General features: G+C 61.0%; 22 protein-coding genes. 13 read left to right on the forward strand and 9 right to left on the reverse strand.

From position 1 onward, the window contains the following. The first annotated feature begins 18 nt into the window (after positions 1 to 18). Entirely contained in the window at positions 19 to 2,343 is a 2,325-nt protein-coding gene (locus tag FHL07_RS02870; RefSeq protein ID WP_138738074.1) for a tetratricopeptide repeat protein, read from the forward strand. A 6-nt stretch (positions 2,344 to 2,349) separates the two neighbouring features. On the opposite strand, the gene FHL07_RS02875 is transcribed toward FHL07_RS02870, so the two are convergent. After that, the gene (locus FHL07_RS02875; protein ID WP_138738075.1) at positions 2,350 to 3,060 is read right to left on the reverse strand and encodes a FadR/GntR family transcriptional regulator; all 711 of its coding nucleotides are present in this window, start codon (positions 3,058 to 3,060) and stop codon (positions 2,350 to 2,352) included. Positions 3,061 to 3,380: 320 nt separating this feature from the next. On the opposite strand from FHL07_RS02875, the gene FHL07_RS02880 reads away from it, so the two are divergent. Then, positions 3,381 to 4,721, forward strand: coding sequence for an MFS transporter (locus tag FHL07_RS02880; protein WP_138738076.1), 1,341 nt, complete (start codon positions 3,381 to 3,383; stop codon positions 4,719 to 4,721). A gap of 13 nt (positions 4,722 to 4,734) precedes the next feature. After that, positions 4,735 to 6,084 carry a glucarate dehydratase gene (gene gudD, locus FHL07_RS02885; RefSeq protein ID WP_095000500.1) on the forward strand — a complete coding sequence of 450 codons (1,350 nt, stop codon included), beginning with the start codon at positions 4,735 to 4,737 and terminating at the stop codon, positions 6,082 to 6,084. A 557-nt stretch (positions 6,085 to 6,641) separates the two neighbouring features. Here gudD and FHL07_RS02890 read toward each other — a convergent pair. The 7 genes from FHL07_RS02890 to FHL07_RS02920 all read right to left on the reverse strand — a co-directional run bounded on the left by FHL07_RS02890 (position 6,642) and on the right by FHL07_RS02920 (position 12,487). Next, positions 6,642 to 7,052: an SRPBCC family protein gene (locus tag FHL07_RS02890; protein WP_095000501.1), complete on the reverse strand. Its 411-nt coding sequence runs from the start codon at positions 7,050 to 7,052 to the stop codon at positions 6,642 to 6,644. Positions 7,053 to 7,081: 29 nt separating this feature from the next. Beyond that, entirely contained in the window at positions 7,082 to 7,387 is a 306-nt protein-coding gene (locus FHL07_RS02895) for an NIPSNAP family protein (RefSeq protein ID WP_095000502.1), read from the reverse strand. Positions 7,388 to 7,452: 65 nt separating this feature from the next. Then, positions 7,453 to 8,412 carry an isoaspartyl peptidase/L-asparaginase family protein gene (locus tag FHL07_RS02900; RefSeq protein WP_095000503.1) on the reverse strand — a complete coding sequence of 320 codons (960 nt, stop codon included), beginning with the start codon at positions 8,410 to 8,412 and terminating at the stop codon, positions 7,453 to 7,455. Further along, positions 8,409 to 9,185, reverse strand: coding sequence for an amino acid ABC transporter ATP-binding protein (locus FHL07_RS02905; protein WP_095000504.1), 777 nt, complete (start codon positions 9,183 to 9,185; stop codon positions 8,409 to 8,411). Before FHL07_RS02905 ends, FHL07_RS02900 begins: the two co-directional genes overlap by 4 nt. After that, positions 9,182 to 10,279 (reverse strand): amino acid ABC transporter permease, encoded by a 1,098-nt coding sequence (locus FHL07_RS02910; RefSeq protein WP_095000505.1) that lies wholly within the window; start codon positions 10,277 to 10,279, stop codon positions 9,182 to 9,184. The genes FHL07_RS02905 and FHL07_RS02910 overlap by 4 nt, the downstream gene beginning before the upstream one ends. Positions 10,280 to 10,281: 2 nt before the next feature. Further along, positions 10,282 to 11,436: an amino acid ABC transporter permease gene (locus FHL07_RS02915; RefSeq protein WP_095025851.1), complete on the reverse strand. Its 1,155-nt coding sequence runs from the start codon at positions 11,434 to 11,436 to the stop codon at positions 10,282 to 10,284. Between the two features lie 13 nt (positions 11,437 to 11,449). Next, positions 11,450 to 12,487, reverse strand: coding sequence for an amino acid ABC transporter substrate-binding protein (locus FHL07_RS02920; protein ID WP_095000507.1), 1,038 nt, complete (start codon positions 12,485 to 12,487; stop codon positions 11,450 to 11,452). A 154-nt stretch (positions 12,488 to 12,641) separates the two neighbouring features. Between FHL07_RS02920 and FHL07_RS02925 the strand changes: the two genes are divergently transcribed. Continuing rightward, the gene (locus FHL07_RS02925) at positions 12,642 to 13,511 is read left to right on the forward strand and encodes a LysR family transcriptional regulator (protein ID WP_095000508.1); all 870 of its coding nucleotides are present in this window, start codon (positions 12,642 to 12,644) and stop codon (positions 13,509 to 13,511) included. 325 nt (positions 13,512 to 13,836) lie between these two features. Here FHL07_RS02925 and FHL07_RS02930 read toward each other — a convergent pair whose 3' ends face one another. Further along, positions 13,837 to 14,616, reverse strand: a complete 780-nt coding sequence (locus FHL07_RS02930) for a DNA-binding transcriptional regulator (RefSeq protein WP_095000509.1) — start codon at positions 14,614 to 14,616, stop codon at positions 13,837 to 13,839. A 141-nt stretch (positions 14,617 to 14,757) separates the two neighbouring features. Between FHL07_RS02930 and FHL07_RS02935 the strand changes: the two genes are divergently transcribed. The 9 genes from FHL07_RS02935 to FHL07_RS02975 all read left to right on the forward strand — a co-directional run bounded on the left by FHL07_RS02935 (position 14,758) and on the right by FHL07_RS02975 (position 25,541). Then, complete coding sequence (locus FHL07_RS02935; RefSeq protein WP_095039196.1) at positions 14,758 to 16,416, forward strand: bifunctional 3-(3-hydroxy-phenyl)propionate/3-hydroxycinnamic acid hydroxylase; 1,659 nt, start codon at positions 14,758 to 14,760, stop codon at positions 16,414 to 16,416. 1 nt (position 16,417) lies between these two features. Further along, a complete protein-coding gene (mhpB, locus tag FHL07_RS02940; protein WP_138738077.1) occupies positions 16,418 to 17,371 on the forward strand; it encodes a 3-carboxyethylcatechol 2,3-dioxygenase in 954 nt (317 codons plus the stop codon). A gap of 17 nt (positions 17,372 to 17,388) precedes the next feature. Beyond that, complete coding sequence (locus tag FHL07_RS02945; protein ID WP_095018100.1) at positions 17,389 to 18,258, forward strand: alpha/beta fold hydrolase; 870 nt, start codon at positions 17,389 to 17,391, stop codon at positions 18,256 to 18,258. A 14-nt stretch (positions 18,259 to 18,272) separates the two neighbouring features. Next, positions 18,273 to 19,079, forward strand: a complete 807-nt coding sequence (gene mhpD, locus FHL07_RS02950; RefSeq protein ID WP_138738078.1) for a 2-keto-4-pentenoate hydratase — start codon at positions 18,273 to 18,275, stop codon at positions 19,077 to 19,079. Between the two features lie 32 nt (positions 19,080 to 19,111). Next, positions 19,112 to 20,050, forward strand: a complete 939-nt coding sequence (locus tag FHL07_RS02955; protein WP_095018102.1) for an acetaldehyde dehydrogenase (acetylating) — start codon at positions 19,112 to 19,114, stop codon at positions 20,048 to 20,050. A gap of 10 nt (positions 20,051 to 20,060) precedes the next feature. Then, the gene (gene dmpG / locus FHL07_RS02960) at positions 20,061 to 21,071 is read left to right on the forward strand and encodes a 4-hydroxy-2-oxovalerate aldolase (RefSeq protein WP_095000515.1); all 1,011 of its coding nucleotides are present in this window, start codon (positions 20,061 to 20,063) and stop codon (positions 21,069 to 21,071) included. Between the two features lie 160 nt (positions 21,072 to 21,231). After that, the gene (gene mhpT / locus FHL07_RS02965) at positions 21,232 to 22,410 is read left to right on the forward strand and encodes a 3-(3-hydroxy-phenyl)propionate transporter MhpT (RefSeq protein WP_138738079.1); all 1,179 of its coding nucleotides are present in this window, start codon (positions 21,232 to 21,234) and stop codon (positions 22,408 to 22,410) included. Between the two features lie 62 nt (positions 22,411 to 22,472). Further along, on the forward strand, positions 22,473 to 23,744 hold the full coding sequence (locus FHL07_RS02970; protein WP_095020986.1) for an OprD family porin: 1,272 nt from the start codon (positions 22,473 to 22,475) through the stop codon (positions 23,742 to 23,744). 93 nt (positions 23,745 to 23,837) lie between these two features. Beyond that, positions 23,838 to 25,541, forward strand: coding sequence for an amidase (locus FHL07_RS02975; RefSeq protein WP_133144496.1), 1,704 nt, complete (start codon positions 23,838 to 23,840; stop codon positions 25,539 to 25,541). Positions 25,542 to 25,897: the final 356 nt, after the last annotated feature.

The following is a 25,897-nucleotide window of genomic DNA, read 5'->3' on the forward strand; positions in this document are numbered from 1 at the left end:
TTGGATACGGAAGTCGCAATGCCCAAAACTAAAACTATAAAAGCTGCAAACCCACCTGATTCGCGCCCCACCCTGATGAGCCGTTACCTGTTACCCGTAAGCGCTGCCGTGTTGCTGGTGGTGCTGGGCGGGTTATGGTTTTATCTCAGCCGCCCGGCGCCGGTGTATGAGCCCAAGGTGCTGGCCACGGCTGCGGTGGCCGAGCACGTCGCCCCGGCGCAGATGGTCGACGAGCAACAGTGCCAGGGTTGTCACGACGCCCAGGTCAAGGACTGGCAAGGCTCTCATCATCAACTGGCCATGCAGGTGGCCGCGCCGCAGACCGTACTGGCCGACTTCAGCAATGCCACGTTCAAGGGCGAAGGCGAAAACAGCCGGTTTTTTCGCCAGGGCGACGAGTTCTGGGTCAATACGCCGGGGCTGGATGGCAAACCCGCCGACTTCAAGGTCGCTTACACCTTCGGCATTGCGCCGTTGCAGCAGTATTTGATCGAAGTTGGCGACGGCAGGCTGCAAGCCCTGGGGGTGGCCTGGGATACCGAAAAACACCGCTGGTTCCATCTGTACCCAGGCCAGGGGGTGAGCTTCAAGAACCCGCTGCATTGGAGCAAACCGAACCAGAACGCCAACTTTATGTGCGTCGAATGTCACACCACCGGCTACAAACGTAACTTTGATGCCGCCAGCAACAGCTTCAACAGCCAATGGAACAGTCTCGGCGTCGGTTGCCAGGCCTGTCACGGCCCGGCGTCCAGCCATCTGCGTGCTGTCACGGAAAACAACCCGTTGCCCCACAGCGGCTTTGACGTCGACCTTAAAAGCAAGGACGCCACGGTAGAACTCGAAACCTGCGCCCGCTGCCATGCCCGCCGCGCCCCGCTGGGCGATGGCTTTACCGTGGGCAAGCGGCTGATGGACGACTACCTGCCCAGCGTACTGACCCGCGAGCTGTACGCACTGGACGGCAAGATCAAGGACGAGGTGTTCGAACACGGCTCGTTCCTGCAAAGCAAGATGTTCGACAAGGGCGTGCGTTGCAGCAACTGCCACAGCACCGAACTCAAGGCAGCGGGCAATGCACTGTGCCTGCAATGCCACAACACGGCCGGCAAAGCAGCCATTGCCGGGATTGATGGCAAGGGCCTGCACGCGAAGAACTATGACGCCATCGACCACCATCGCCATGCCGAAGGCCAACCGGGCTCGCAATGTGTGGATTGCCATATGCCCGGCAAGTTCTACATGGGCAACGACTATCGCCATGACCACAGCTTCAGCATCCCCAACCCGGTGCGGGCCAAAGCCCTGGGCACAACGGATGCCTGCCTGGGCTGCCATCAGGGCAAGGCCGGTGACAGGGTGACGGAGCAGTTCAAGCACTGGACCGCCCACGATGCACCGCAAGCAGCCCGGTACGATGAAAGCCTGTGGCTGATCCGCGGCGGCCGGCCGGGTGCTGCGCAGGCGCTCTACGAGCAATTGCGGCGCAGCAACCTGCCAGCGATTCAACGCGCCACGTTGTTGGCTGAACTGGCCAACTACCCCAGCGAATCCGCACTGCAGCTGGCCAGCAAGGACCTCAACCACCCTGCCCCGCAAGTGCGTGAAAGCGCGGTGCGGGCAGTGAGCGCTTTCTTGCCTCCGGCAGAGCGGGTCGCGTTGCTCAGCCCATTGTTGAGTGACAGCGTGCGTGCAGTGCGCATCATCGCCGCGCGCAACTTGCAGGGCGCTGCGCGCAATGGCCTGGGCACGAATCAAGTGGCGTGGGACAAGGCCATCGGTGAATACGAAAGCGTGCAGCTGAGCCTGGCCGAACGGGCCGAGTCCAACCTCAACCTGGCCATGCTGTATCAGGCCAGCGGGCGCAATGCCGAGGTCGAGGCCAGACTGCGCGCCGCCCTGCTGCGCGACCCGGACTTCTACCCGGCTCTGGTCACTCTGGCCCAATGGCTGGAAGCCAGTGGGCGCAGTGCCGAGGCCTCGACCCTGCTCAACGACGCGATCAAGGCACAACCGCAGGCAGCGTTGTTGCAACACAGCCTGGGGCTGGCATTGATTCGCGGTGGCCAGCCCGAACAAGCGATGAAAGCTTTGCAGCAGGCCGTAAAACTGGAACCGGACAACAGCCAGTACCGCTATGTGCTGGCGGTGGCCCTGCACCAGAGCGGTCAGCTCGAACAGGCCTGCGCGCAAATGGAAGAACTGCTCAAACGCCAGCCGGCGTTTCGCGATGCCCGATTGGCGTTGATCCAGTTCTACCTCGACAGCGGCCAGGAGCCCAAAGCGCAGGTGGTGCTGCAAGCCTGGAAACAGATCAATCCCGAGGATATGGCGTTGAAGTGACAGCCCTCACCCCCCCGCCATGCGCTCCAGGCTGTTGCTCAAATGCAGCAGCATGGCAGCGCGGGCGGCGTCGGGGTCCTGACGGCGGATCGCGCGCAAGATCGCCTCATGTTCCAGCACAGCCATTTGCCCCAACTGCTTGAGGTCAGCATCACCGCGCTCTTCACTATTGATCCGGGTACGCGGAATCACCGAACGCCCCAACTGGGCAATGATATCGGTGAAATAAGCGTTGCCCGTGGCCTGAGCGATCAACTGGTGGAAACGCAGGTCCGGCTCGACGCTGCTGTCGTTGTTGGCCAGTGAGCTTTGATGGTCATCCAGCGCCTGGCGCATCTGCAGCAGTTGCTCCTCCGTGCGCCGCCTCGCGGCCAGCGCCGCAGCCTGGGTCTCCAGGCCCAGGCGCAATTCGACGATACCGCGCACGCTGGCTGCGGTATCACGGCTCAGGTGGATACCCTGGCGCGGATCGCGCTCAAGCACGAAGGTACCAATGCCGTGACGGGTTTCGACCAGCCCGGATGCCTGCAATTTTGAAATCGCTTCACGCACCACCGTGCGGCTTACACCGTGCTCGCGCACGATGGCCGACTCGGAAGGCAGCTTCTCGCCGGGCGCCAGTTGGCCCAGCAAAATTCGCTGGGTCAGCTCGGCCACGATGTCGTGGGCCAGGCCCGGTGAACGCTTGCGCAGCGGCGCATTCTGGGGGTCATGCATGGGGCAAATCCATTCGTACAAGACCGCTTGATACTAGCACCCCAACATGTATGACAAGCTATATAAATCTCAGTAAACCTTGGGTTTTGAACGAGCTCTGCCCCCAGGCAGATACGTTTCCGAACCTGACATCAGGCTTTAAAACGCTCTTAACAGCGATAAAACCTCATAAAAGGTATCTAAAGCTGCATCTTTTATAACTTTTTCGTTTGTTTCATGGCATTGCTAGGGAAAAAACCAACTCGTATGATGTCTGGCAACTGCAGAGCCATCTGCAGCACACACAACCCGCATAAAAATAATCAGTGGGGCTCTGAATTGTGAACACTTCCAGCAATCCGTCTGCTGCGTACGCCAACGACCCCGTCCTGGCGCGCGCGATCCAAAAAGTGAAGAGGCATGTACTGCCACTTTTCGTCATCATGTTTATCGTCAACTACATCGACCGGGTAAACATCGGCTTCGTACGCAGCCACATGGAGCACGATCTGGGCATTGGTGCCGCCGCCTATGGTTTCGGTGCCGGGCTGTTTTTCATCGGCTACGCACTGTTTGAAGTGCCGTCCAATATGCTGCTGCAAAAAGTTGGCGCCCGCATCTGGCTCACCCGAATCATGTTCACCTGGGGTATCACCGCCACCCTGATGGCCTTTATCCAGAACGAAACCCACTTCTATATCCTGCGTTTTCTGCTTGGCGTCGCCGAAGCGGGCTTCTTCCCGGGCGTGATCTATTACTTCACCCGCTGGCTGCCTGGCGCCGAACGCGGCAAGGCGATTGCCATCTTCCTCAGCGGCTCGGCACTGGCCTCGCTGATCTCGGGACCACTGAGCGGCCTGCTGCTGCAAATCACCGGCATGGGACTGCACGGCTGGCAGTGGATGTACATCATCGAAGGTATGGCCTCGGTGGTGCTATGCGTGTTTGTGTGGTTCTGGCTGGACTCAAAACCCCATGACGCCAAATGGCTCAGCCTTGCAGAGCAAGATGCGCTGGTTAACGAAATTGACCGCGAACAGCGTGAACGCGATGCCGCCAACACCGTCAAGCCGACCCTCGGCATGCTGCTCAAGGACCGCCAGATCATGCTGTTCTGCGCGATTTACTTCTGTATCCAGCTGACCATTTACGCGGCCACGTTCTGGCTACCGAGCATCATCAAAAAAATGGGTGACCTGAGCGATATCCAGGTGGGCTTCTACAACTCGATCCCGTGGCTGATTTCAATCATTGCCATGTATGCCTTTGCCTCGCTGGCCAGCAAATTCAGGTTCCAGCAGGCCTGGGTGGCGGCCGCCCTGGTGATTGCCGCCATCGGCATGTTTATGTCCACCACCGGCGGGCCGATCTTTGCGTTTATCGCCATCTGCTTTGCCGCCATCGGCTTCAAGTCGGCCTCGGCGCTGTTCTGGCCCATTCCCCAAGGCTACCTGGATACACGCATCGCGGCGGCAGTCATTGCCTTGATCAATTCCATCGGCAACCTCGGCGGCTTCGTCGCCCCCACCACCTTCGGGTTTCTGGAACAAACCACAGGCTCGATCCAGGGCGGGCTCTATGGCCTGGCCGGCACGTCGATCATTGCGGCACTCATTGTGTTCTTTGCCAAAACCAAACCCACACCCACGGCCGTGAACCCCACCGCCCTGCAAACTGCCTGACAAGGACCAGACCATGAATGCCGACCATCAACACCACGCCAGCCAAGCTCCGATCGTGACCAGCCTGCAGGTGATCCCGGTAGCGGGCCATGACAGCATGCTGCTCAACCTGAGCGGCGCCCACGGCCCCTTCTTTACCCGCAATATCGTTATCCTCAAGGACAGCAGCGGCAATACCGGCGTGGGTGAAGTGCCCGGTGGCGAACGCATCCGCGAAACCCTGGAAGACGCCCGTAGCCTGGTGATTGGCCAGCCCATCGGCAATTACCAGGCTGTCCTCAACGCCATGCGCAGCACCTTCGCCGCACGGGATTCGGCGGGGCGCGGCCTGCAAACCTTCGACCTGCGCATCACCATCCACGCCGTGACGGCAATGGAAGCCGCCCTGCTCGACTTGCTCGGTCAATTTCTGCACGTGCCGGTAGCCGCCTTGCTCGGTGAAGGCCAGCAACGGGATGCCGTGAAGATGCTCGGCTATCTGTTCTATATTGGCGACCGTCAACACACCGATCTGGCCTACCGCAGTGAAGCGGATGGCGATGACTGGACACGCCTGCGCCATGAACAAGCCCTTACCCCACAGGCCATCGTGCGCCTGGCGGAAGCGGCACAAGCCCGTTACGGCTTCAACGACTTCAAGCTCAAGGGCGGCGTGCTGCGCGGCGGCGAAGAAATCGAAGCGGTCACTGCACTGGCCGAGCGTTTCCCCGATGCCCGCATCACTCTGGACCCTAATGGAGCCTGGTCTCTCAAGGAAGCCATCGCCCTGTGTCGCGACCAGCACCGGGTACTGGCCTATGCCGAAGACCCTTGCGGCGCCGAAAACGGCTATTCGGGGCGTGAAGTCATGGCCGAGTTCCGCCGCGCCACGGGCCTGCGCACCGCCACCAACATGATTGCCACCGACTGGCGCGAAATGGGCCATGCGATTCAATCGCAGGCCGTGGACATCCCATTGGCCGACCCGCACTTCTGGACCCTGCAGGGCTCGGTACGCGTTGCGCAGATGTGCCACGAATGGGGCCTGACCTGGGGCTCGCATTCCAACAACCACTTCGACATTTCCCTGGCCATGTTCACCCAGGTTGCGGCTGCAGCGCCGGGGGACATCACCGCCATTGATACCCACTGGATCTGGCAGGACGGCCAGCGCCTGACCCGTGAACCGCTGAAAATTGTCGACGGCCATATCAAGGTTCCGACAAAGCCTGGCTTGGGCGTGGACATCGACATGGACGCCGTGGCCAAGGCTCACGAACTGTACAAAGGCATGGGCCTGGGTGCCCGGGATGACAGCGTGGCCATGCAGTACATGATTCCCGGCTGGAAATACGACAACAAAAAACCCTGCCTGGTGCGCTGAGTCGCTTATTAGAGCGTGGCAACTGCAACAAGGCGCCAGCGATTGGCGCCTTTTTATTGCCCGAAAATTGGATCCAATATCAAATTTCAGGCAAAAAAAAGCCCAAGTAGCTGATGGAAACTTGGGGCTTAAAAATGCATAAACCGTGGTAGGTGAACGCAGGGCGATCTTACCCTATCGTAACAATCAGTAACAAGTGATTCTGCACATTTTATTTCAAGGCAATACTGACCTAAGTCATTAAATAGCCACACTTTTTAAGATTTAGTTGATTTGAAATGGCCATCACGGCACGGATAACGGGTATTTTCAACCCACTTTTGCGCTTGCATTTAATGTGGGAACTGGGCTCGAGCGATTCAGGCGACGCGGTTCAGTTGGTAGACCGCATCGATACCTTCGCGAGCAGGCTCGCTCCCACAATAATGATCAGGCAAACCTCATTTATGTGAGCACAACATGCCCTGTGGGAGCTGGCTTGCCTGCGATTCAGGCGCTGCGGTGTGCCCGTCGAACCGCGTCGATACCATCGCGGGCAAGCCCGCTCCCACAACAAATCAGCCTGCGAAATTGCCGCTCAGCGCCGCCAGCCCACCCTGATAGACCCCGGTAAACAGCTCTTCGGCAGCTTCAGTGCTTACACCTGCCGGGGTGAACTGCCCCGACCAGGTCACACGGGCGCCGTCGCCCAGCGCTTCAACGCGCAAGGTCGCCAGGTAGTCGGTCACCGGAAACGGCGCCTCGACAATGGAGTAGCTGTAGGTCTTGCCGGCATTGTCGAATGTTTGCAGGCGCTCAACGATCACCGTGCCATCCACGGTCTGCAGATGGCGCAAGCGCCCGCCTTCGCCAGCTTCGCTGACGGCAACCAGGGGCAACCAGTCCGGCAGCGAGTTGAAACCACCGATCAATTGCCAGACCTGATCGGGTGAAGCGGGAATATCAATAAATGCGGATGCAGTTGCCATAGGGGCATGCCTCTTTGAAGAAGTGGGGGTTAGTCGAAAACCGGCCTGAAAAAGCTGCGCTCGTAACTCAGGATACAGCGATTATCTTCAGCCAGTTTGAACGCGGCAATGCATTCGGCATCCGTTTTTGAGCGTTCGCGGTAGTCTTCATAGGCTGCGAGGCTGGGGAAGGTAAACATGGCCAGAGCAATGTTATTGGCACCTTCCGAGGGCAGGAAGTAACCGTGATGCTGGCCGCCAAATTTGGCTACCAGCGGGATCCAGACTTTGGCATAGGCCTCGAATTCGGCCAGTTGGTAAGGGTCAATCACGTAACGCAGGTAGCAGGTGATCATCGATGCATTCCACGGGGCGAAAGGAGATCGAGACTAATCTCCAGCCGCCCCGCGGGTCAATTCACTCAAAGTCGATGCAGGCAGTCGTCCTCGGCATAAATGGCGGTGTGCAGGCCGCCGTCAGTATCCAGCCAGGCGCGGTACATGCCCGGCGTATTAAAGCTCAGCACGGTCTCGCCGCCCGGTGTCACGGCGACCACGCCGCCGTTACCACCGAGCTCCTTGAGCTCGCCCTGTACAACTTGCTCGCAGGCGTCTGCCAGGCTCGAACCCACCAGGCGAATGCGCGATGCAATATTGTGGGCCACCACGGTGCGCATAAAGAACTCGCCGTGGCCGGTCGCCGAAATCGCCGCGCTGCGGTCATCCGCCCAGGTGCCGGAGCCAATCAGTGGCGAGTCACCCACCCGGCCGTAGCGTTTGTTGGTGATGCCCCCGGTGGAGGTGGCTGCTGCTACATGGCCGTGACGGTCCAGGGCGACAGCCCCCACAGTGCCGAATTTTTTCTCCACACCTCCCGGCTCCAGCAACACCGTCTCCGGTTGCTGCTGTTGCGCAGCCCACTGGCGACGACGCAAAGGCGTGTCGTACCAGTCATTGCTGACATGTTCGAGACCCGCCTGTTCGGACAGGAACAAGTCCGCCCCGGCACCGGCCAGCAGCACATGCTCGCTATGCTCCAGCACCGCCCGCGCACCGCATATCGGGTTGCGCACATGATGCACGCCGGCTACGGCTCCGGCTTCCAGGTTGGCCCCGTTCATGATCGCGGCGTCCAGTTCGTGGTCACCGCTGTGGGTAAACACCGCGCCTTTGCCGGCGTTGAACCAGGGGCACTCTTCAAGCTCAACCACACTGGCTTGTACCGCATCCAGACTGCTGCCGCCCTTTTCCAGGACATCGACACCCGCCTTGAGCGCCTGCAGCAGTGCTGCGTGGATCGCCTGTTCGTCTTCGCGGGTCAAAACACCGGGCATCAGCACACCGGCACCGCCATGCAAGGCCATCGCAATGGATTGGGTCATTGGGCATGCACTCCGTGATTGATGATCTGGCTCAAAAAACGTTGGGTTCGAGGTGATTCAGGGGCTGAGAAAAACCGCTCCGGGGGGGCCTCTTCAATGATTTCACCCTGATCCATAAAGACAATGCGGTCGGCTACCTTGCGTGCAAAACCCATTTCGTGGGTCACGCAGATCATGGTCATGCCTTCCTGGGCCAGGCCGGTCATGACGTCCAGCACTTCCGCGATCATTTCCGGGTCCAGGGCCGAGGTCGGCTCGTCAAACAGCATGACCTTGGGTTGCATGCACAGCGCCCGGGCTATGGCGATTCGTTGCTGCTGACCACCGGATAACTGCGACGGAAACTTGTTGGCGTGGTCGCGCATCTTGACCTTGTCCAGCAAGCCCAGCGCTCGTTCAATGGCCTCAGCCTCGGGCACGCCCAGGTTGGAAGTCTGCGGTAACGTGCAGTTTTTCAGCACCGTGAGGTGCGGGAACAGGTTGAAGTGCTGGAAGCACATGCCCACCTGGCGGCGGATGCGCTCAAGCCCCTTGAGGTTGCCGTCAAGTTCCTCGCCCAGCACGACAACCAGGCCCTGCTGGTGTTGTTCCAGCTGGTTGATGCAGCGGATCAGAGTTGACTTGCCGGAGCCCGAAGGCCCGCAGATCACTACTTTTTCCCCGGCATGGACATTCAGCGAGATGTTTTTCAGCACATGGGCATTGCCGAACCACTTGTTCAATTGTTCGATGCGTACCATTGCGGCGGCATCAGCCTTGGGTTTGCTGATCATGAGCGGCTTTGCTCCATACGTTGTTCAAGGTGTCGGGCATAGCGCGACAGTGCAAAACAGATGACGAAGAAGTAGATCGCCAGGAAGACGTAGATTTCGTGGCCGTACTCAACCCATTCCGGGGCGACGGCGGTGCTCATGGCGATACCGACGATGTCCAGTACGCCGACGATCATCACCAGCGTGGTCTCTTTGAACAGGCCGATAAACTGCGTGAGCAAGGGCGCAATGGATTGCTTGAGCACTTGCGGCAAAATGATCTGGCCCATGGTTTTCCAGTAACCAAAACCCAGCGCCATGGCCGCCTCGTATTGGCCCTTGGGCAGGTTCTGCAAACCGCCGCGCAGGGTTTCAGCCATATAGGCGGCGGTAAACAGGATCAGCACCAGTTGCACCCGCAAGAGGATGTCGAAGGCCGAATCCGGCGGCAGGAACAGCTGAATCATCAGCGAAGCCATAAACAGCAGCGAAATCACCGGCACCGAGCGCACCAGCTCGATATAGAGCACGCAAAGCATGCGCACCACCGGCAGTTTCGAACGTCGGCCCAGCGCCAGCAAAATCCCCAGCGGCAGCGCGAAAATCATCCCGGCGGTGCCCAGGAATACTGTCACCAGCATCCCGGCGAACTTGGTCGAAGACACCTCGGGCAAACCGGCACCGCCCTTGAGCAGCCACCACATCACGATCGGCAGCAACGCCAGATACGCCAGCAGCAGGCGACGGTCCAGGCGCTTGAAAAACAGCAAGACAAACGCCGCCCCTGCCAGCACCAGTGCCAGGCTTACCCGCCACTGTTCGGCTTGCGGATAGAAGCCGTACACAAACAGGTTCCAGCGTTGGGTAATCGGCAACCAGCAGGCGCCGCCGGGGTTGCAGTCTTTGGCACTGCTGCCGATGAAGGTGGCATCGAATACCAGCCAGTTCAGCGCAGCAGGAATGCACCAGCACAGCAGCGCCAGCACGCCCAGGGTCAGCAGGCTGTGGCCCACGCTGGGGAACAACTGGCTGCGGCTCCAGGCTGCGGCGCGCTGTACCCAGGGCAAGCGCGGCGGTGCCAGCGGGACTGCCAGTGCCTGATTCATTGCGGTCATGTTCAGTGCCCCCTCTGGCCGATACGGTGGTTGTAGATGTTCATCCCCAGGGAGATCACCAGGCTGATCAGGCAGTAAGTGCCCATCACCAGCGCGATGCATTCAATGGCCTGGCCGGTCTGGTTCAGGGTTGTTCCGCCGGTGGACGACACCAGTTCCATAAAACCGATGACCACCCCCAGTGAAGAGTTCTTGACGATATTCAGGTACGTGTTGGTGATCTGCGGGATCATCGGGTAGATGGCCTGGGGTACGATCAACTGGCGCATTGTGGAACCGGATTTGAAGCCGAGCGCCCTGGCCGCTTCGTACTGGCCGCGGTGTACCGACTCAATCGCGCCACGCACAATCTCGGCGATATAACTGGCGCTGTAGAACGACAAGGCCAGGCATAACGCAAGCATCTCCGGCACCAGGGTGATTCCGCCCTTGAAACCGAAACCGCGCTGCACGGGTACTTCCCATTGCACATGGGCATCACTCAAGGCGTACACCAGCACGGGCAGCAGCACAGCCCCTGCCAACAGCGCGGGCCAGCGCCTGGAAGCAAAACCGCGCCACGGCCCGCGGGCTTCCTTCAAGCGGCAAAACACATAAGCCAGCAACGTGCCCAGCAGCATGAGGGAAAGCCCCCAGCCGACCACACTGCCCTGTTCGAGCCAGGGCAGTGTGAGGCCGTTGTTGTTCAGAAACACCACGCCAAACAGCGAGGCCGAGTGCTTGACCCCGGGCAGCGCCAGCACCAGGCCGTACCACCAGACCAGATGCACCACCAGCGGCACATTGCGCAAAAATTCGATGCAGGTGCCGCTCAGGCGCTTGATCAGCCAGTTGTCCGAGACGCGCGCCATGCCCAGCGCACCTCCCAGCAGGGTCGCCAGCACAATGCTCAGCACCGACACCAGCAAGGTGTTGAGCAAGCCCACCAGATAGGCGCGGGCATAGGTCGCATCCGGGGTGTAATCAATCAGCGAGAAGCTGATGTCATAGCCTGCGCGCTGGGACAGAAAACCGAATCCCGAGGCGATATTGAGGTTCTTCAAGTTCAGCGCGGCGTTGCTGGAGAGCAGATAAAACACCGCGGCAACCAGAGCCAGTACCAGCCCCTGCTGCAGCACGCTCGACAGGCGCAGATTGGGCGAACGATGGGTCGACATCACAGAAATCCCCTCAGCGAATCGGCGGCGCGTACATCAGGCCATGGTCTTTCCAGCTGCGGTTGAGGCCGCGCGGGATGTTCAATGCCGTCTGCTGGCCGAGGTTACGGTCGTAGATTTGCGCGTAGTTGCCGACTTGCTTGAGGGCGCGATAGGCCCAGTCACTGTCCAGGCCAAAGGACTTGCCGATGGTGCCTTCGGTGCCCAGCAAACGGGCGATATCGGTGGATGCGCTCTTGTTGCCACGCAACTCGTCGACGTTATCCGAGGTCACGCCCAGTTCTTCGCCGGTCATCAGGGCATAGGCGGTCCAGGTCACAATATTGCGCCAGACCGTATCACCCTGTGCGACAAAGGCCCCCAACGGCTCCTTGGAAATCACCTCGGGCAGCAGCGCATAGTCCTTGGGGTTGTTCATCAGCGCCAAACGCGCCGCCAGCCCCGAAGAGTCATTGGAAATGGCGTTACAGCGCCCGCGCTGGAAGGCAGCGTAGAGTTCGGGGCTTTTTTCGATGACCACGGTTTTGTAAGTCAGGCCACGGCGGCCAAAATAGTCTTCCAGGTTTTGCTCGGAGGTGGTGCCCGGTGACAGGCAGAAAGTGGCACCGTCCAGGTCGGTGAGTTTCTCGATGCCGTCGGCAGCGTGGGTCATAAAGCCCTGGCCGTCGTAGAACCAGACCGTGGTGAAGTCCACGCCCAGGTTGGCTATGCGTTCAGCGGTCCAGGAAGCGGCACGGGACAGAATGTCGATCTCCCCGGAAGCCAGGGCGGTAAAGCGGTTTTTTGCGGTGGTGGTCAGGTACTCGACCTTGTCTGCATCCCCCAGCACCGCAGCGGCCACAGCGCGGCACAGGTCTACGTCCATACCGGTCCAGCGGCCCTTGTCATCGATCAGCGAAAACCCCGGCTTGTCACCTGCGACCCCGCAGCGCACGCTGCCATGGGCCTTGACCTTGTCCAGCACACCTGCCTGGGCAGCCTGGGCACCGGTCAACAGCAGGGCCAACAGCGGAGCCCCCAGCAAAAGCTTGGCCCTATTCAATTTGTGCATATCATTGCCCTTTTAAAATTCTTCTTGTTATGCCTGTCAACCACAATCCAACGGCAGGTGGCGGTTTAGGTGCACAATAAAGACGGCGGCATGGCGCGGATAGCGGCAATTGATCCACTATGCTGGACGGGCTATCGAATATTGGAATAAGTCTATGAACATTGACTGGTACGAAGATTTTCTCGCCCTGGCCGATACCGGCAAGTTCACGGCCGCGGCCAGCATGCGCAACTCATCGCAATCGGCGCTGAGCCGACGCATTCAATTGCTGGAAGCCCACCTGGGCGCGACCCTGATCGACCGCGAGCGCAACCCGGTGCGCCTGACCGCTGCTGGCGAAGCGCTGCTGCCCAATGCCGTTGAGCTGGTACGCATGGCCCGCGACTGCGAGCAAAGCGTCAAAGTGCTCAACCGGCCGCTGACCTTTGCCTCGCTGCATACCCTGGCGTGCAACTTTTTCCCGGGCTGGATCAGCCAGTTGAACAGCCCGCAGGCGCCGCTGTTCACCCGTATCGACACGGGCTATCGCAGCACCGACGACTACTACATGGCGCTGATGTCCGGGCGCTGCGACTTCATCCTGTTCTATCGCGACACCAAGACCGCACCCTACTCGCGCCAGAGCGAGTTCGAGGTCAAGTCCCTGGGTCATGACGAACTGTACTGGGTGGCCACACCGCAACTGGCGGCGCATTGCACCCAGACCGACGAACCGATCCCGCTGCTCAGCTATTCGCGCAGTGCGCAATTGCATGAACTGTCGCGTACCCAGATCAACCGTCACCCCCAGCCTCAGCGTTTGCTGCAGGTATTCGAGGCCACGGTGTCCGAGGCACTCAAACCGATGGTCGCCAGTGGCCAGGGGGTGGCGTGCATGCCCCACAGCATGGTGGCGCCGCTGATTGAGCGCGGTGAACTGGTGCGCGTGTACCCGGACATGGAGTCCGACCATCTGGAAGTGATCCTGGTGCGCTGGCGTGACAACCGCAACCCCCAGGCAGAAGCGCTCTGGCAGCGCCTTTAGCCACACGCACCCCCTTTGTGGGAGCGGGCTTGCTCGCGATGGCAGCACCGCAGTTTGCCTGCCGCACCGTGCGTCTGCATCGCTGGCAAGCCAGCTCCCACAGGTTTGGCACTGTTCACACTCCCAGAGCCTTCACGCTGTTGGCGCAACAACCGTGAGCCAGGAGCAAGCCCCTTTGTGGGAGCGGGCTTGCTCGCGATGGCAGCACCGCAGTTTGCCTGCCGCACCGTGCGTCTGCATCGAAGGCAAACCTGCTCTCACAGGTTTGGCACTGTTCACATGTCCTGTGCCTTAACCCCGTGAAAATCATATGAGCCTGAGAAGGCTATTGAACCAACCCGACCTGAATCTTTTCCACCACCTCCTGCATCGCCGGTAAAAACCGCCGTGCAGCTTCCTCGACCGGCATGGCCTTGGCGATATACACCAGGTTCAGGCAACCCATCACCCGCTCCTCATGCATCACCGGGATCGCAATCGCCGCGATCTTGCGCTCTTCTCCCCAGTGCGCGTTGTTTTCGCCATAGCCCTTGCTGCGTGTGTGCTCCACCAGTCGCTCGACGAATCGGCGATCCGCCGCCAGCGCCGACTGCGAGTCGTCCCGACTGATCATCAACTCGATCAATTCTTCCCGCTCGGCCGGCGGGCAAAACGCAAAGTATGCCCGCCCGGTCGCGGTCATCAGCAAGGGCAAGCGGCGCCCCACCATCGAACGGTGAAACGACAGGCGACTGAAACGGTGAGTGGTTTCGCGAATCACCATCGCGTCGCCATCCAGGGTGCACAGGTCGGTGGGCCAGGCCACTTGCTGGAGCAATTGACCCAGCAAGGGCGCAGCAATCGAAGAAATCCACTGTTCATCGCGAAAGCCTTCGCTCAGCTCACGCACCTTCAGGGTCAACCGGTAGCTGTCATCCGATTCACTGCGGCGCACGTAGCCTTCGGCCTGCAACGTCTCCAGTAAACGACGTACGGTAGTACGGTGCAAACCGCTCTGCTCGGCCAACTGAGCCGTACTGGCGCCCCCGTCAAAACGGTTGAGACCGTTGATCAGTAACAACCCGCGCATTAGGCCCCGCACGGCCTTGTATTCGGTTTCGCTCATGTGTTTCCCATTATTTTTATTGGTAAATCAACGATGTGCACTGAGTGCACCCTAGCAAGGGTTCTCGTTGTTCACCAGCTTCGCGATTTCCATACTGCGCCCAACAAGAAATCCAAAAAAAAGCGCTGTACGGAGATACCCATGAGTTCTGCACCCACTGCTTCCACCTTGGACCTGAGCACCGATATCGCCATTGTCGGAGCGGGTCCTGTCGGGCTGATGATCGCCAATTACCTGGGCCAATGTGGTGTAAACGTCACCTTGGTGGAAAAGCTCGACAGCCTGATCGACTACCCGCGCGCCATTGGCCTGGACGACGAAAGCCTGCGCACATTCCAGGCCGTCGGCCTTGCCGATAACGTGCTGCCGCACACCACGCCCTGGCATGCGATGCGCTTCATGACGCCCAAAGGTCGCTGCTTTGCAGACATCCAGCCCAAGACCGATGAGTTTGGCTGGTCCCGCCGTAACGCCTTTATTCAGCCGCTGGCTGATCGCGTGCTGTTCGAAGGCCTGCAACGCTTTGACAACGTCAAGGTACTGTTCGGTCGCGAACTCGATGGCTTCGAGCAAAGCGACAGCGGTGTGCAACTCACACTGAAAAACGCCGAGGGTCGCAGCGAACGCCTGCAGGCCAAGTACCTGATTGGCTGCGATGGCGGCAACAGCCTGGTGCGGCGCAGCCTTGGCATCAGTTTTGAAGGCAAGACTGCGCCCAATCAGTGGATCGTCGTGGATATCGCCAACGACCCCCTGAGCACACCCCATGTGTACCTGTGCTGCGACCCGGTGCGCCCCTACGTGTCCGCCGCCCTGCCCCACGGGGTGCGTCGCTTTGAGTTTATGGTAATGCCCGGTGAGACCGAGGCCGAGCTGAGCAAGCCCGAAAACATGCGCAAGCTGCTGGCCAAAGTGCTGCCGGACCCGGATCGCATCGAGCTGATTCGCAGCCGCGTCTATACCCACAACGCCCGCCTCGCAGGCCGCTTCCGTCAGGGCCGGGTACTGCTGGCCGGGGATGCCGCGCATATCATGCCAGTCTGGCAGGGCCAGGGTTACAACAGCGGCATGCGCGATGCCTCCAACCTGGCCTGGAAACTGTCACTGGTGATCAAGGGCCTGGCCAATGACCGCCTGCTCGACAGCTATGAGCTGGAGCGCCGGGATCACGCCAAGGCCATGATCGACCTCTCGGTACTGGCCGGCCACGTACTGGCCCCCCCCAAGCGCTGGCAGGGCACCCTGCGCGATGGCGTGTCGTGGCTGCTCAACTATGTGCCGCCGGTCAAACGCTATTTCGTCGAGATGCGCTTCAAGCCCATGCCGCAATACAGCCGTGGCGCTCTGATCGTGCCGAGCGAAAAAGGCTCGCCGGTGGGCAAGATGTTCATTCAGCCCAAGGTACTGACCGACGCCGGTGCGACCGTGCTCCTCGATGAAGTGATCGGCGAGAATTTCGCCTTTATCGCCTGGGGCTGCGACCCGACCTGGGGCCTTACGACGGCGCAGATTGCTCAATGGAAAACCCTGGGCACGCGGTTTATTCAAGTGCTGCCGGATGTCCAGCTCAGGGCCCCGAGCGACGCCGGCAACGACGTGATTCGGGTCGGCGACAGCACTGGCCGCCTGCGCGAGTGGTTCGCCCGCGGCTCATCGTCCATTGCCCTGCTGCGCCCTGATCGCTTCCTCGCCGGGCTGGCCACACCGCAAACGCTCGGCAAGGCCTGCAATGAGCTGGCCCTGGCGCTCAACGTGCAGCCACACATCCAGATGACGCCAGCCGTCAGCAAGGTGGCTTGAGATGAGCGCCTATTTGCACTGTTTGTCACACACGCCGCTGGTGGGCTACGTCGACCCGGCCCCCGAAGTGCTGGCCGAAGTGGACTGCATGATCCGCAATGCCCGCGAACGCATCGCCCGCTTCAATCCGCAACTGATCGTGCTCCTGGGGCCCGATCACTACAACGGCTTTTTCTACGACGTCATGCCGCCTTTTTGCATTGGCATGGCCGCCGATGCCATCGGCGATTTCGACACCGCAGCCGGCCCCCTCGACGTACCCAAAGCCCTGGCCGAAGCCTGCGCCCAAGCCGTCATGGAGGCTGGTATCGACACCGCCGTGTCCTACCGAATGCAAGTCGATCATGCCTTTGCCCAACCCCTGGAACTGTTGCTGGGCGGGTTGCGCACCTGCCCGGTGATTCCGGTCTTCATCAATTCGGTAGCCGTGCCCCTGCCCGGTTTCAAGCGGGCACGACTGCTGGGCGAGGCCATCGGCCAGTGGGCCAGATCACTGGACCTGCGCGTGCTGTTCCTGGCGTCCGGAGGCCTGTCCCATCAGCCTCCGGTGCCAGAGCTGGCCAAGGTCGATGCCCGCATGGCCGACCGCTTGATGGGCAGCGGCCGCCAGTTGCCCGCCGATGAACGCGCCGCACGCCAGCAGCGGGTCATCCAGGCCGCCCGGCACTTCGTCGAGGACCAGAACAGCCTGCACCCGCTCAACCTGGTCTGGGACCAGCAGTTTCTCGACACGCTGGAGCAGGGCCGCTTGAGCGACCTCGATGCACTGGGCAATGACGCGCTGTCGGCGCTCGCCGGTAAATCGACCCACGAGGTGAAAACCTGGGTCGCCGCATTCGCCGCATTGTCCGCCTTTGGCCCCTACCAAACCGAAGGCCGCTACTACCGCCCGATTCCCGAATGGATTGCAGGCTTCGGCGCCCTTGGCGCGCAGCCGCTGACCCACCCCCTTTGAATTCAAGGAACACTGCCATGACTGCCACTGCCAGCGTATTCACTGAAGCCTCGACCAGCCGCTTTGCCCGTATCAAGGAAGGCGACCTGGACCTGCAATTGCACTACAACGACGTCGGCCAGGGTGCCGAGACCGTGGTCATGCTCCACGGCTCCGGGCCCGGCGCCAGCGGCTGGGCCAACTTCAACCGCAACATCGAACCGCTGGTGACTGCCGGTTACCGGGTGATCCTGCTCGATTGCCCGGGCTGGAGCAAAAGCGACCCGGTGGTGAGCGAAGGCTCACGCTCCAACCTCAATGCGTCGGCGCTCAAGGGCCTGCTCGATGTGCTGGACCTTGACCGCGTGCACATCATCGGCAACTCGATGGGCGCCCACAGCACCGTGGCCTTCGCTCTGGAAAACCCCGGGCGCATCGGCAAACTGATCCTCATGGGCGGCGGCACCGGCGGCCCGAGCGCATTTGTGCCCCAGCCCACCGAAGGCATCAAGCTGATCGGTGCGCTGTACCGCGAGCCGACCATCGAGAACCTGAAAAAGATGATGAGCGTCTTCGTTTTCGACACCAGCAGCCTGACCGAAGAACTGTTCCAGACCCGTCTGGATAACCTTCTGGCGCGCCGCGACCACCTGGAAAACTTCGTAAAAAGCAGCACCATCAATCCCAAACAGTTTCCCGACTTCAGCCATCGCCTGCACGAAATCAGCGCCGAAACCCTGCTGGTCTGGGGGCGCGAAGACCGCTTTGTGCCGATGGATACCGGCTTGCGCCTGCTGGCAGGGCTGCCCAACGCGCAGCTGCACGTGTTCAACCGCTGCGGCCACTGGGCGCAATGGGAACACGCCGACACCTTCAACCGCATGGTGCTGGACTTCCTGACCCACTGATAACCGAGACCGCCATGAACCCGACTCCCGAAACACTGGCCCAACTGGCCGCCGACCTGCGCCACGCCGAAACCCACAGCAGTGCCATCGCCCCCCTGCGCGAGCTGATCGGTGAGGACAACGCGACAGCCGCCTACACCATCCAGCAGATCAATGTCGCCCACGGCGTCGCCAATGGACGCCGGGTAGTGGGCCGAAAAATCGGCCTGACCAACCCCAAGGTGCAAGCGCAGCTGGGCGTGGACCAACCGGACTTCGGCACTCTGTTCGCCGACATGTGCTACGGCGACAACCAGACCGTACCCATCGATCGCGTGTTGCAGCCCAAGATCGAGGCTGAAATCGCCTTGATCCTCAAATATGACCTGCCCCACTCCGACACCACCTTCGACGAGGTCATGGCCGCCACCGGCTGGGTGATGCCGGCTCTGGAAATCGTCGGCAGCCGCGTGCAGCAGTGGAACATCCGCTTTGTCGACACGGTGGCCGATAACGCCTCCAGCGGCTGCTACGTACTCGGCGGCCCTGCCCGCAGCCTTGATGGGCTGGACTTGCGCAATGCGGGCATGTGCATGACCCGCAATGGTGAAGAAGTTTCCAGTGGCAGCGGCGCGCAATGCCTGGGCCATCCGCTCAATGCGGCCGTATGGCTGGCTTGCACCATGGCGCGCCTGGGCAATCCGCTGCAAGCGGGCGACATCATCCTGACCGGCGCACTGGGGCCGATGGTGGCCGTGGCCGCCGGTGATCGTTTCGACGCGCATATCGAAGGCATCGGCAGTGTCGGTGTGGACTTCTCGCAACACGGCAGCGCCGAGTAATCGGCGACTTGCGTGCAACTGAGGCAACAATAATGAACAAGAAACTCAAGGTCGCCATCATCGGCTCCGGCAATATCGGCACCGACCTGATGATTAAAATCCTGCGCAATGCCCGGCACCTGGAAATGGGCGCAATGGTTGGCATCGATCCGGCCTCCGATGGTCTGGCCCGTGCTGCGCGCATGGGTGTTGCAATCACCCACGAAGGCGTTGAAGGCCTTACGCGCATGGACGTGTTCAAGGACATCGACTTCGTGTTCGATGCCACATCGGCCGGTGCCCATGTCAAGAACGACGCTTTTCTGCGCGCGATCAAACCCGGCATCCGCCTGATTGACCTCACCCCGGCGGCCATCGGCCCGTACTGTGTACCGGTGGTCAATCTGGAGCAGAACCTGGACCAGTTGAACGTCAACATGGTGACCTGCGGCGGCCAGGCAACCATTCCGATGGTCGCCGCCGTGTCCCGTGTGGCCAAGGTTCATTACGCCGAAATCGTCGCTTCGATTGCCAGTAAATCTGCCGGCCCCGGCACCCGCGCCAATATCGACGAGTTCACCGAAACCACCTCCAGGGCCATCGAAGTGATTGGCGGTGCAACCAAGGGCAAGGCGATCATCGTGATGAACCCTGCCGAGCCGCCGCTGATCATGCGCGATACCGTTTTTGTACTCAGCGAAGCCGCAGACCAGGCACTGGTCGAGGCGTCTGTCGTCGAAATGGCGGCAGCCGTGCAAGCCTATGTGCCGGGCTATCGCCTCAAGCAACGCGTGCAGTTTGACGTAATCCCTGAAGACAGGCCGCTGACCATTCCCGGACTGGGCAGATATTCCGGGCTCAAGACTTCGGTGTTTCTGGAAGTCGAAGGCGCCGCCCACTACCTGCCGGCCTACGCCGGAAATCTCGACATCATGACCTCTGCAGCCTTGGCCACCGCTGAGCGCATGGCGCTGTCGATGCTCAACGTCTGAGGGGAAAACCATGAACGATAAAAAGATCTATATCAGCGACGTCACCCTGCGTGACGGCAGCCATGCCGTGCGCCACCAGTACTCGTTGCAGAACGTGCAGGACATCGCCCGCGCCCTGGACAAGGCCCGCGTCGACGCCATCGAGGTGGCCCACGGCGATGGTCTGCAAGGTTCGAGTTTTAACTACGGTTTCGCCTCCCATACCGATCTGGAATGGATCGAAGCGGCGGCGGACGTGATCAGCCACGCAAAAATCACCACCCTGCTGTTGCCCGGCATCGGCACGGTGCATGACCTCAAGGCTGCGTACAACGCCGGGGCCCGGGTCGTGCGCATCGCCACGCACTGCACCGAAGCCGATGTGTCGAAACAGCACATCGAGTACGCCCGGGAACTGGGCATGGACACTGTCGGCTTTTTGATGATGAGCCACATGATCCCTGCCGATCAGTTGGCGGCCCAGGCCAAACTGATGGAGAGCTACGGCGCGACCTGCGTGTACATGGCCGACTCGGGCGGAGCGATGAACATGCAGGACATTCGCGATCGCTTCCGTGCGTTCAAGGCCGTGCTAAAGCCTGAAACCGAAACCGGCATGCATGCCCACCACAACCTGTCGCTGGGCGTAGCCAACTCGATTACGGCGGTTGAAGAAGGCTGCGACCGGATCGATGCCAGCCTCGCGGGCATGGGGGCCGGGGCCGGCAATGCCCCGCTGGAAGTGTTTATCGCCGCCGCCGAGCGTCTGGGCTGGAACCACGGCACAGACCTTTACACGCTGATGGATGCCGCGGATGACATTGTCCGACCGTTGCAGGATCGCCCGGTGCGGGTCGACCGCGAGACCTTGGCGCTGGGTTATGCCGGGGTGTATTCGAGCTTCTTGCGCCACGCCGAAATCGCTGCGGCCAAGTACGGCCTCAAGACCCTTGACATCCTGGTCGAACTGGGCAAGCGGCGGATGGTGGGCGGCCAGGAAGACATGATCGTCGACGTGGCGCTGGACCTGCTCAAACGCTAAGGCCTTCCTTACCCCCCCTTGTAGGAGCGGGCTTGCTCGCGATGCAGGCAACGCGGTTTACCTGACGAACCGCATTGATCCAATCGCGAGCAAGCCTGCTTCCACAGAAACAAGGGTTAACGCTGCTTCATCCATAACAACAATAAAACGGGTACAGCCCATGACTTCACTCAATCTGCAAATGGCCCGCACCATCGGCCTGTGTTTTCTCGTTGCCCTCATGGAAGGCCTCGATCTACAGGCCGCAGGGATCGCTGCTCAAGGCATGGCTGCCGCGTTCGAACTGGATAAATTACATATGAGCTGGGTGTTCAGCGCCGGAATTTTCGGCCTGTTGCCCGGTGCGTTCGCCGGTGGGTGGCTGGCTGACCGCATTGGCCGCAAACGGGTGCTGATGGCCTCGGTGGGGCTGTTCGGGGTGTTCTCCCTTGCCACCGCATTGGCCTGGGACATTAACAGCCTGCTGGTCGCACGCTGCCTCACCGGCGTTGGCCTCGGTGCCGCCCTGCCCAACCTGATCGCCCTCACCAGCGAAGTGGCTGGCCCGCGCCTGCGCGGTACGGCGGTAAGCCTCATGTATTGCGGCGTGCCTTTGGGCGCCGCGCTGGCCGCCCTGATCGGCATCGCCGACCTGGCCGGTGGCTGGCAAGTGGTGTTCTACGTCGGTGGCGTGGTGCCGCTGCTAGGGCTCTACCTTCCCGAGTCGCAGCAGTTTCGCAACGTTCAGGGCGAGGCGCCCATCGGTGTGGTTCGGGGTTTATTTCGCGAGGGCGCGGCACTGCCGACTACGCTTATCTGGGTTAGCTATTTCTTTACTCTGATGGTGGTCTACATCCTGATCAACTGGCTGCCCAGCCTGGTGATCGGCCAGGGGTTCACCGGGCGCCAGGCCAGCTGGGTGATGCTTGCCCTGCAAATTGGCGCAGCAGCCGGCACCCTGTTTCTGGGCTGGGTCATGGACCGCCTGCCCGCCTGGGCGCTGTCGGCACTGATCTATGTGGGCATCCTAGTGTCACTGACCGCCCTTGGGTTGGCGAGCCATCTGCCGGGCATGCTGGCGGCGGGCTTTATTGCCGGTTTTTTTGCCACCGGAGGTCAATGCGTGCTCTACGCCCTGGCACCGCATTTCTATCGCCCCTCGATACGCGCCACGGGCGTGGGCAGCGCAGTGGCCATCGGTCGCCTCGGTGCCATGAGCGGCCCCTTGGTGGCCGGCAAGATGCTCGCGCTGGGCACCGGCACCGCCGGGGTGATGCTGGCGTCGGCGCCAGGCATCGTGATTGCAGCCGTGGCCATGTTTTACCTATCGGTGCGGCGCAACGCAGCATCACCCGACTGACTACCTGCGCGCCGAAAGGCGCGCAGTGCTCCACCCCCCATAACAATAAAAGTGAACCTGCCATGCTCAAGACTGTTCTTCGGGCGCTCAGCGCCTGCACCTGGGTTTTATCCATGACCACGGCTGTGGCCAGTGGTTTTGTCGATGACAGCCACGCTGACCTGGTGATGCGCAACTATTACTTCGATCGTAACTACGTCAATGCAACCCCGCAGGCTGCGGCCCGAGAGTGGGCACAGGGTTTTATCCTCAACCTGCGTTCGGGCTACACCGAAGGGCCGGTGGGCTTTGGCCTGGACGCGCAAGGCTTGCTCGGTGTGCGCCTGGATTCCTCACGCGCCCGCACCGGCACCGGCCTGCTGCCGTATGACGCCAACACCCGCGAGCCTGCCGATGAGTACTCGGAACTGGGGCTGACCGCCAAGGTTCGCGCCTCGCAAACCGAGCTGCAAGTGGGCACCATCAGCACCTTTTTGCCGATCGCATTCGCCAGCCCTACCCGCCTCCTGCCACAGACGTTTCGCGGCGCCTACCTGAAGTCTCAGGACATCGATCAACTGACGCTGCACGTCGGCTGGCTGGACCGCATCAACCTGCGCGACTCAACCGACTACCAGAAAATGTCTGTCGGCTCGCCCAATGGCCGCTTCAATGGTGCGGCCGAGTCCAACCGCTTTATGTTTATCGGCGGCGACTATGCCTGGTCAGCGCAACTGACTCTCAAGTACTACCACGCCGAACTCGCGCAACTGTACCGCAAGGACTTTTACGGCTTAGTCGATAATCGCAAGCTGGGCCCCGGCAGCCTGAAAAGCGATTTTCGCCTGTTTATCACTGGCGAAGACGGCGCAGCCAAAGCCGGGACGGTGGACAACCGCAATGCCGCACTGATGCTGACCTACAGCCTGGGGGCCCATAAATTCGGCGCCGGTTATATGAAACTGACTGGCAAGACTGGCATGCCGTATCTGTTTGGCACCGAACCGCTGGTGATCACTGAGGGCACCCTCAGTTCCGAGTTCCTCAACCCCAAGGAACGCAGCTGGCAGGTGCGCTATGACTACAACTTTGCCGGGATGGGCGCGCCGGGCCTCAACGGCATGCTGCGCTACGTGAGTGGCGACAATATCGAGCTGGCCAGGTTTGGCGGCTCGAACCTGAGCGAGAGCGAAAAAGACATCGAAGTCTGGTATGTCCTGCAAAGCGGCCCGCTCAAGGATCTGTCGCTGCGCCTGCGCAACGCCTGGTACCGCAACGACTTCACCGCCCAGGCCAGCCACCGCGATGACAACGAGCTGCGGCTCAATATCGATTACACCTGGAAATGGTGGTGACTATTTGCGACCACACATGCGACATGGGCTGGCTGTGCAGGCAGGAGTTTCGCTAAGCTCTGCGGTTTCCCATTGTCCTCAAGCGGTAAGCCCATGATTGAAGTCACCGAGGTGTCCATAGCCCAACTGCGCGCCGCGCTCGAATCCGGCCAGACCACGGCGGTAGAACTGGTACAGGCTTATCTGGCGCGGATCGACGCCTACGACACAGCTGACACCCCCACCGCCCTCAATGCGGTGGTGGTGCGCAACCCCCTGGCAATGACCGAGGCGCAGGCCTCCGACGACCGCCGGGCCAAGGGCCAGACCCTCGGCCCGCTGGACGGCATCCCCTATACCGCCAAGGACAGTTACCTGGTCAAGGGCCTGACCGCCGCGTCGGGCAGCCCCGCCTTCAAGGACCTGGTGGCGTACCGCGATGCATTCACCATCGAGCGCCTGCGCGGTGCCGGTGCCATCTGCCTGGGCAAGACCAATATGCCGCCCATGGCCAACGGCGGTATGCAGCGCGGGGTCTATGGCCGCGCCGAAAGCCCGTACAACGCCCACTACCTGACGGCACCTTTTGCCTCCGGCTCGTCCAACGGTGCGGGCACGGCCACGGCGGCCAGCTTCTCGGCCTTCGGCCTGGCGGAAGAAACCTGGTCGAGCGGGCGCGGCCCGGCGTCCAACAACGGTCTGTGCGCCTACACCCCTTCACGGGGCGTGATTTCGGTACGTGGCAACTGGCCGCTGACGCCGACCATGGACGTGGTGGTGCCCTTTGCCCGCACCATGGCCGACTTGCTCGAAGTCCTCGATGTGGTCGTGGCTGAAGATACTGATACCCGTGGAGACCTGTGGCGCCTGCAGCCCTGGGTACCGATTCCGAGTGTGGCTTCGGTGCGTCCGGCCTCCTATGCACAACTCAATGCCGGCAGCGAAGCACTGGCCGGCAAACGCTTTGGCGTACCGCGCATGTATATCAATGCCGACCCCGAGGCCGGCACATCCGAAGCACCGGGCATCGGCGGCCCCACCGGGCAACGCATCATCACCCGTGCCTCGGTGATCGACCTGTGGCAAGCCGCGCGCAAGGCCATCGAGGCCCAGGGCGGAGAAGTGATTGAAGTGGACTTCCCGCTGGTCTCCAACTGCGAAGGCGATCGCCCCGGCGCGCCAACCGTGTTCACCCGCGGGCTGGTGTCCAAAGAGTTTATGCATGACGAGCTTTGGGAGTTGTCCGCGTGGGCGTTCGATGATTTCCTGCGCGCCAACGGTGACCCTAAACTCAACCGGTTGGCCGACGTTGATGGGCCGCTGATTTTCCCTCACGACCCGGGCACCCTGCCCAACCGTGAAGACGAACTGGCGGCAGGCATGGACGAATACGTGCGCATGGCCCAGCGCGGCATTACCCCGTGGGATCAGATCAGTAGCGTGCCAGACGGTCTGCGCGGCCTTGAAAAAACCCGGCGCATCGACCTGGAAGACTGGATGGACCGCCTGGGACTGGATGCCGTGCTGTTCCCGACCGTGGCCGATGTGGCCCCGGCAGATGCGGATGTGAATCCGGCGTCGGCGGATATCGCCTGGAGCAACGGCGTGTGGGTGGCCAACGGCAACCTGGCCATCCGCCATCTGGGCGTACCGACCGTGACCGTGCCCATGGGCGTGATGGCCGACATCGGCATGCCAGTGGGGCTGACGTTTGCCGGTCGCGCCTATGACGATTCGGCGTTGCTGCGCTTTGCTTCGGCATTTGAGGCAACCGGCAGCAAACGCATGATCCCGCCGCGTACACCGCCGTTGACGTGATTGCATGGGCGGGATCTGTGAGCAGCGCCGCTCATAGGTCCCGCCCTCACACCTGGTGGTAAAAACACCCCGCAATTCCTGTGGGAGCGAGCCTGCTCGCGAAGACATCCCTGCGGTTTACCCGAAAGACCGCGTCGCCTGCATCGCGAGCAGGCTCGCTCCCACATTACCCGCCCCCGCACCCGCTCCTGATCGACTCTCCAGACTCCAGCAAATTTTCTCCCCTGCCAGTCCCCGGTCACAATCGACAACATCACTGCATTTTTAGTTGTATACAATAATAACCAATTCTGGTTACATCATTGCACGCCTACGACTCCGGCAATCGCCGCTGCGTATTGCGATGGTCAAACACC

Origin of the sequence: Pseudomonas sp. FSL W7-0098, from assembly GCF_005930585.1 — a bacterium.
In the GTDB taxonomy this organism is placed as follows: Bacteria; Pseudomonadota; Gammaproteobacteria; order Pseudomonadales; family Pseudomonadaceae; genus Aquipseudomonas; species Aquipseudomonas bubulae.

Excerpts from the sequence above, each read along its gene's own strand:
- FHL07_RS02870 (WP_138738074.1), top strand. The coding sequence starts at position 19 with ATGCCCAAAACTAAAACTATAAAAGCTGCAAACCCACCTGATTCGCGC.
- FHL07_RS02875 (WP_138738075.1), bottom strand. The coding sequence starts at position 3,060 with ATGCATGACCCCCAGAATGCGCCGCTGCGCAAGCGTTCACCGGGCCTG.
- gudD (WP_095000500.1), top strand. The coding sequence starts at position 4,735 with ATGAATGCCGACCATCAACACCACGCCAGCCAAGCTCCGATCGTGACC.
- FHL07_RS02890 (WP_095000501.1), bottom strand. The coding sequence starts at position 7,052 with ATGGCAACTGCATCCGCATTTATTGATATTCCCGCTTCACCCGATCAG.
- FHL07_RS02895 (WP_095000502.1), bottom strand. The coding sequence starts at position 7,387 with ATGATCACCTGCTACCTGCGTTACGTGATTGACCCTTACCAACTGGCC.
- FHL07_RS02900 (WP_095000503.1), bottom strand. The coding sequence starts at position 8,412 with ATGACCCAATCCATTGCGATGGCCTTGCATGGCGGTGCCGGTGTGCTG.
- FHL07_RS02905 (WP_095000504.1), bottom strand. The coding sequence starts at position 9,185 with ATGATCAGCAAACCCAAGGCTGATGCCGCCGCAATGGTACGCATCGAA.
- FHL07_RS02910 (WP_095000505.1), bottom strand. The coding sequence starts at position 10,279 with ATGACCGCAATGAATCAGGCACTGGCAGTCCCGCTGGCACCGCCGCGC.
- FHL07_RS02915 (WP_095025851.1), bottom strand. The coding sequence starts at position 11,436 with ATGTCGACCCATCGTTCGCCCAATCTGCGCCTGTCGAGCGTGCTGCAG.
- FHL07_RS02920 (WP_095000507.1), bottom strand. The coding sequence starts at position 12,487 with ATGCACAAATTGAATAGGGCCAAGCTTTTGCTGGGGGCTCCGCTGTTG.
- FHL07_RS02925 (WP_095000508.1), top strand. The coding sequence starts at position 12,642 with ATGAACATTGACTGGTACGAAGATTTTCTCGCCCTGGCCGATACCGGC.
- FHL07_RS02930 (WP_095000509.1), bottom strand. The coding sequence starts at position 14,616 with ATGAGCGAAACCGAATACAAGGCCGTGCGGGGCCTAATGCGCGGGTTG.
- FHL07_RS02935 (WP_095039196.1), top strand. The coding sequence starts at position 14,758 with ATGAGTTCTGCACCCACTGCTTCCACCTTGGACCTGAGCACCGATATC.
- mhpB (WP_138738077.1), top strand. The coding sequence starts at position 16,418 with ATGAGCGCCTATTTGCACTGTTTGTCACACACGCCGCTGGTGGGCTAC.
- FHL07_RS02945 (WP_095018100.1), top strand. The coding sequence starts at position 17,389 with ATGACTGCCACTGCCAGCGTATTCACTGAAGCCTCGACCAGCCGCTTT.
- mhpD (WP_138738078.1), top strand. The coding sequence starts at position 18,273 with ATGAACCCGACTCCCGAAACACTGGCCCAACTGGCCGCCGACCTGCGC.
- FHL07_RS02955 (WP_095018102.1), top strand. The coding sequence starts at position 19,112 with ATGAACAAGAAACTCAAGGTCGCCATCATCGGCTCCGGCAATATCGGC.
- dmpG (WP_095000515.1), top strand. The coding sequence starts at position 20,061 with ATGAACGATAAAAAGATCTATATCAGCGACGTCACCCTGCGTGACGGC.
- mhpT (WP_138738079.1), top strand. The coding sequence starts at position 21,232 with ATGACTTCACTCAATCTGCAAATGGCCCGCACCATCGGCCTGTGTTTT.
- FHL07_RS02970 (WP_095020986.1), top strand. The coding sequence starts at position 22,473 with ATGCTCAAGACTGTTCTTCGGGCGCTCAGCGCCTGCACCTGGGTTTTA.
- FHL07_RS02975 (WP_133144496.1), top strand. The coding sequence starts at position 23,838 with ATGATTGAAGTCACCGAGGTGTCCATAGCCCAACTGCGCGCCGCGCTC.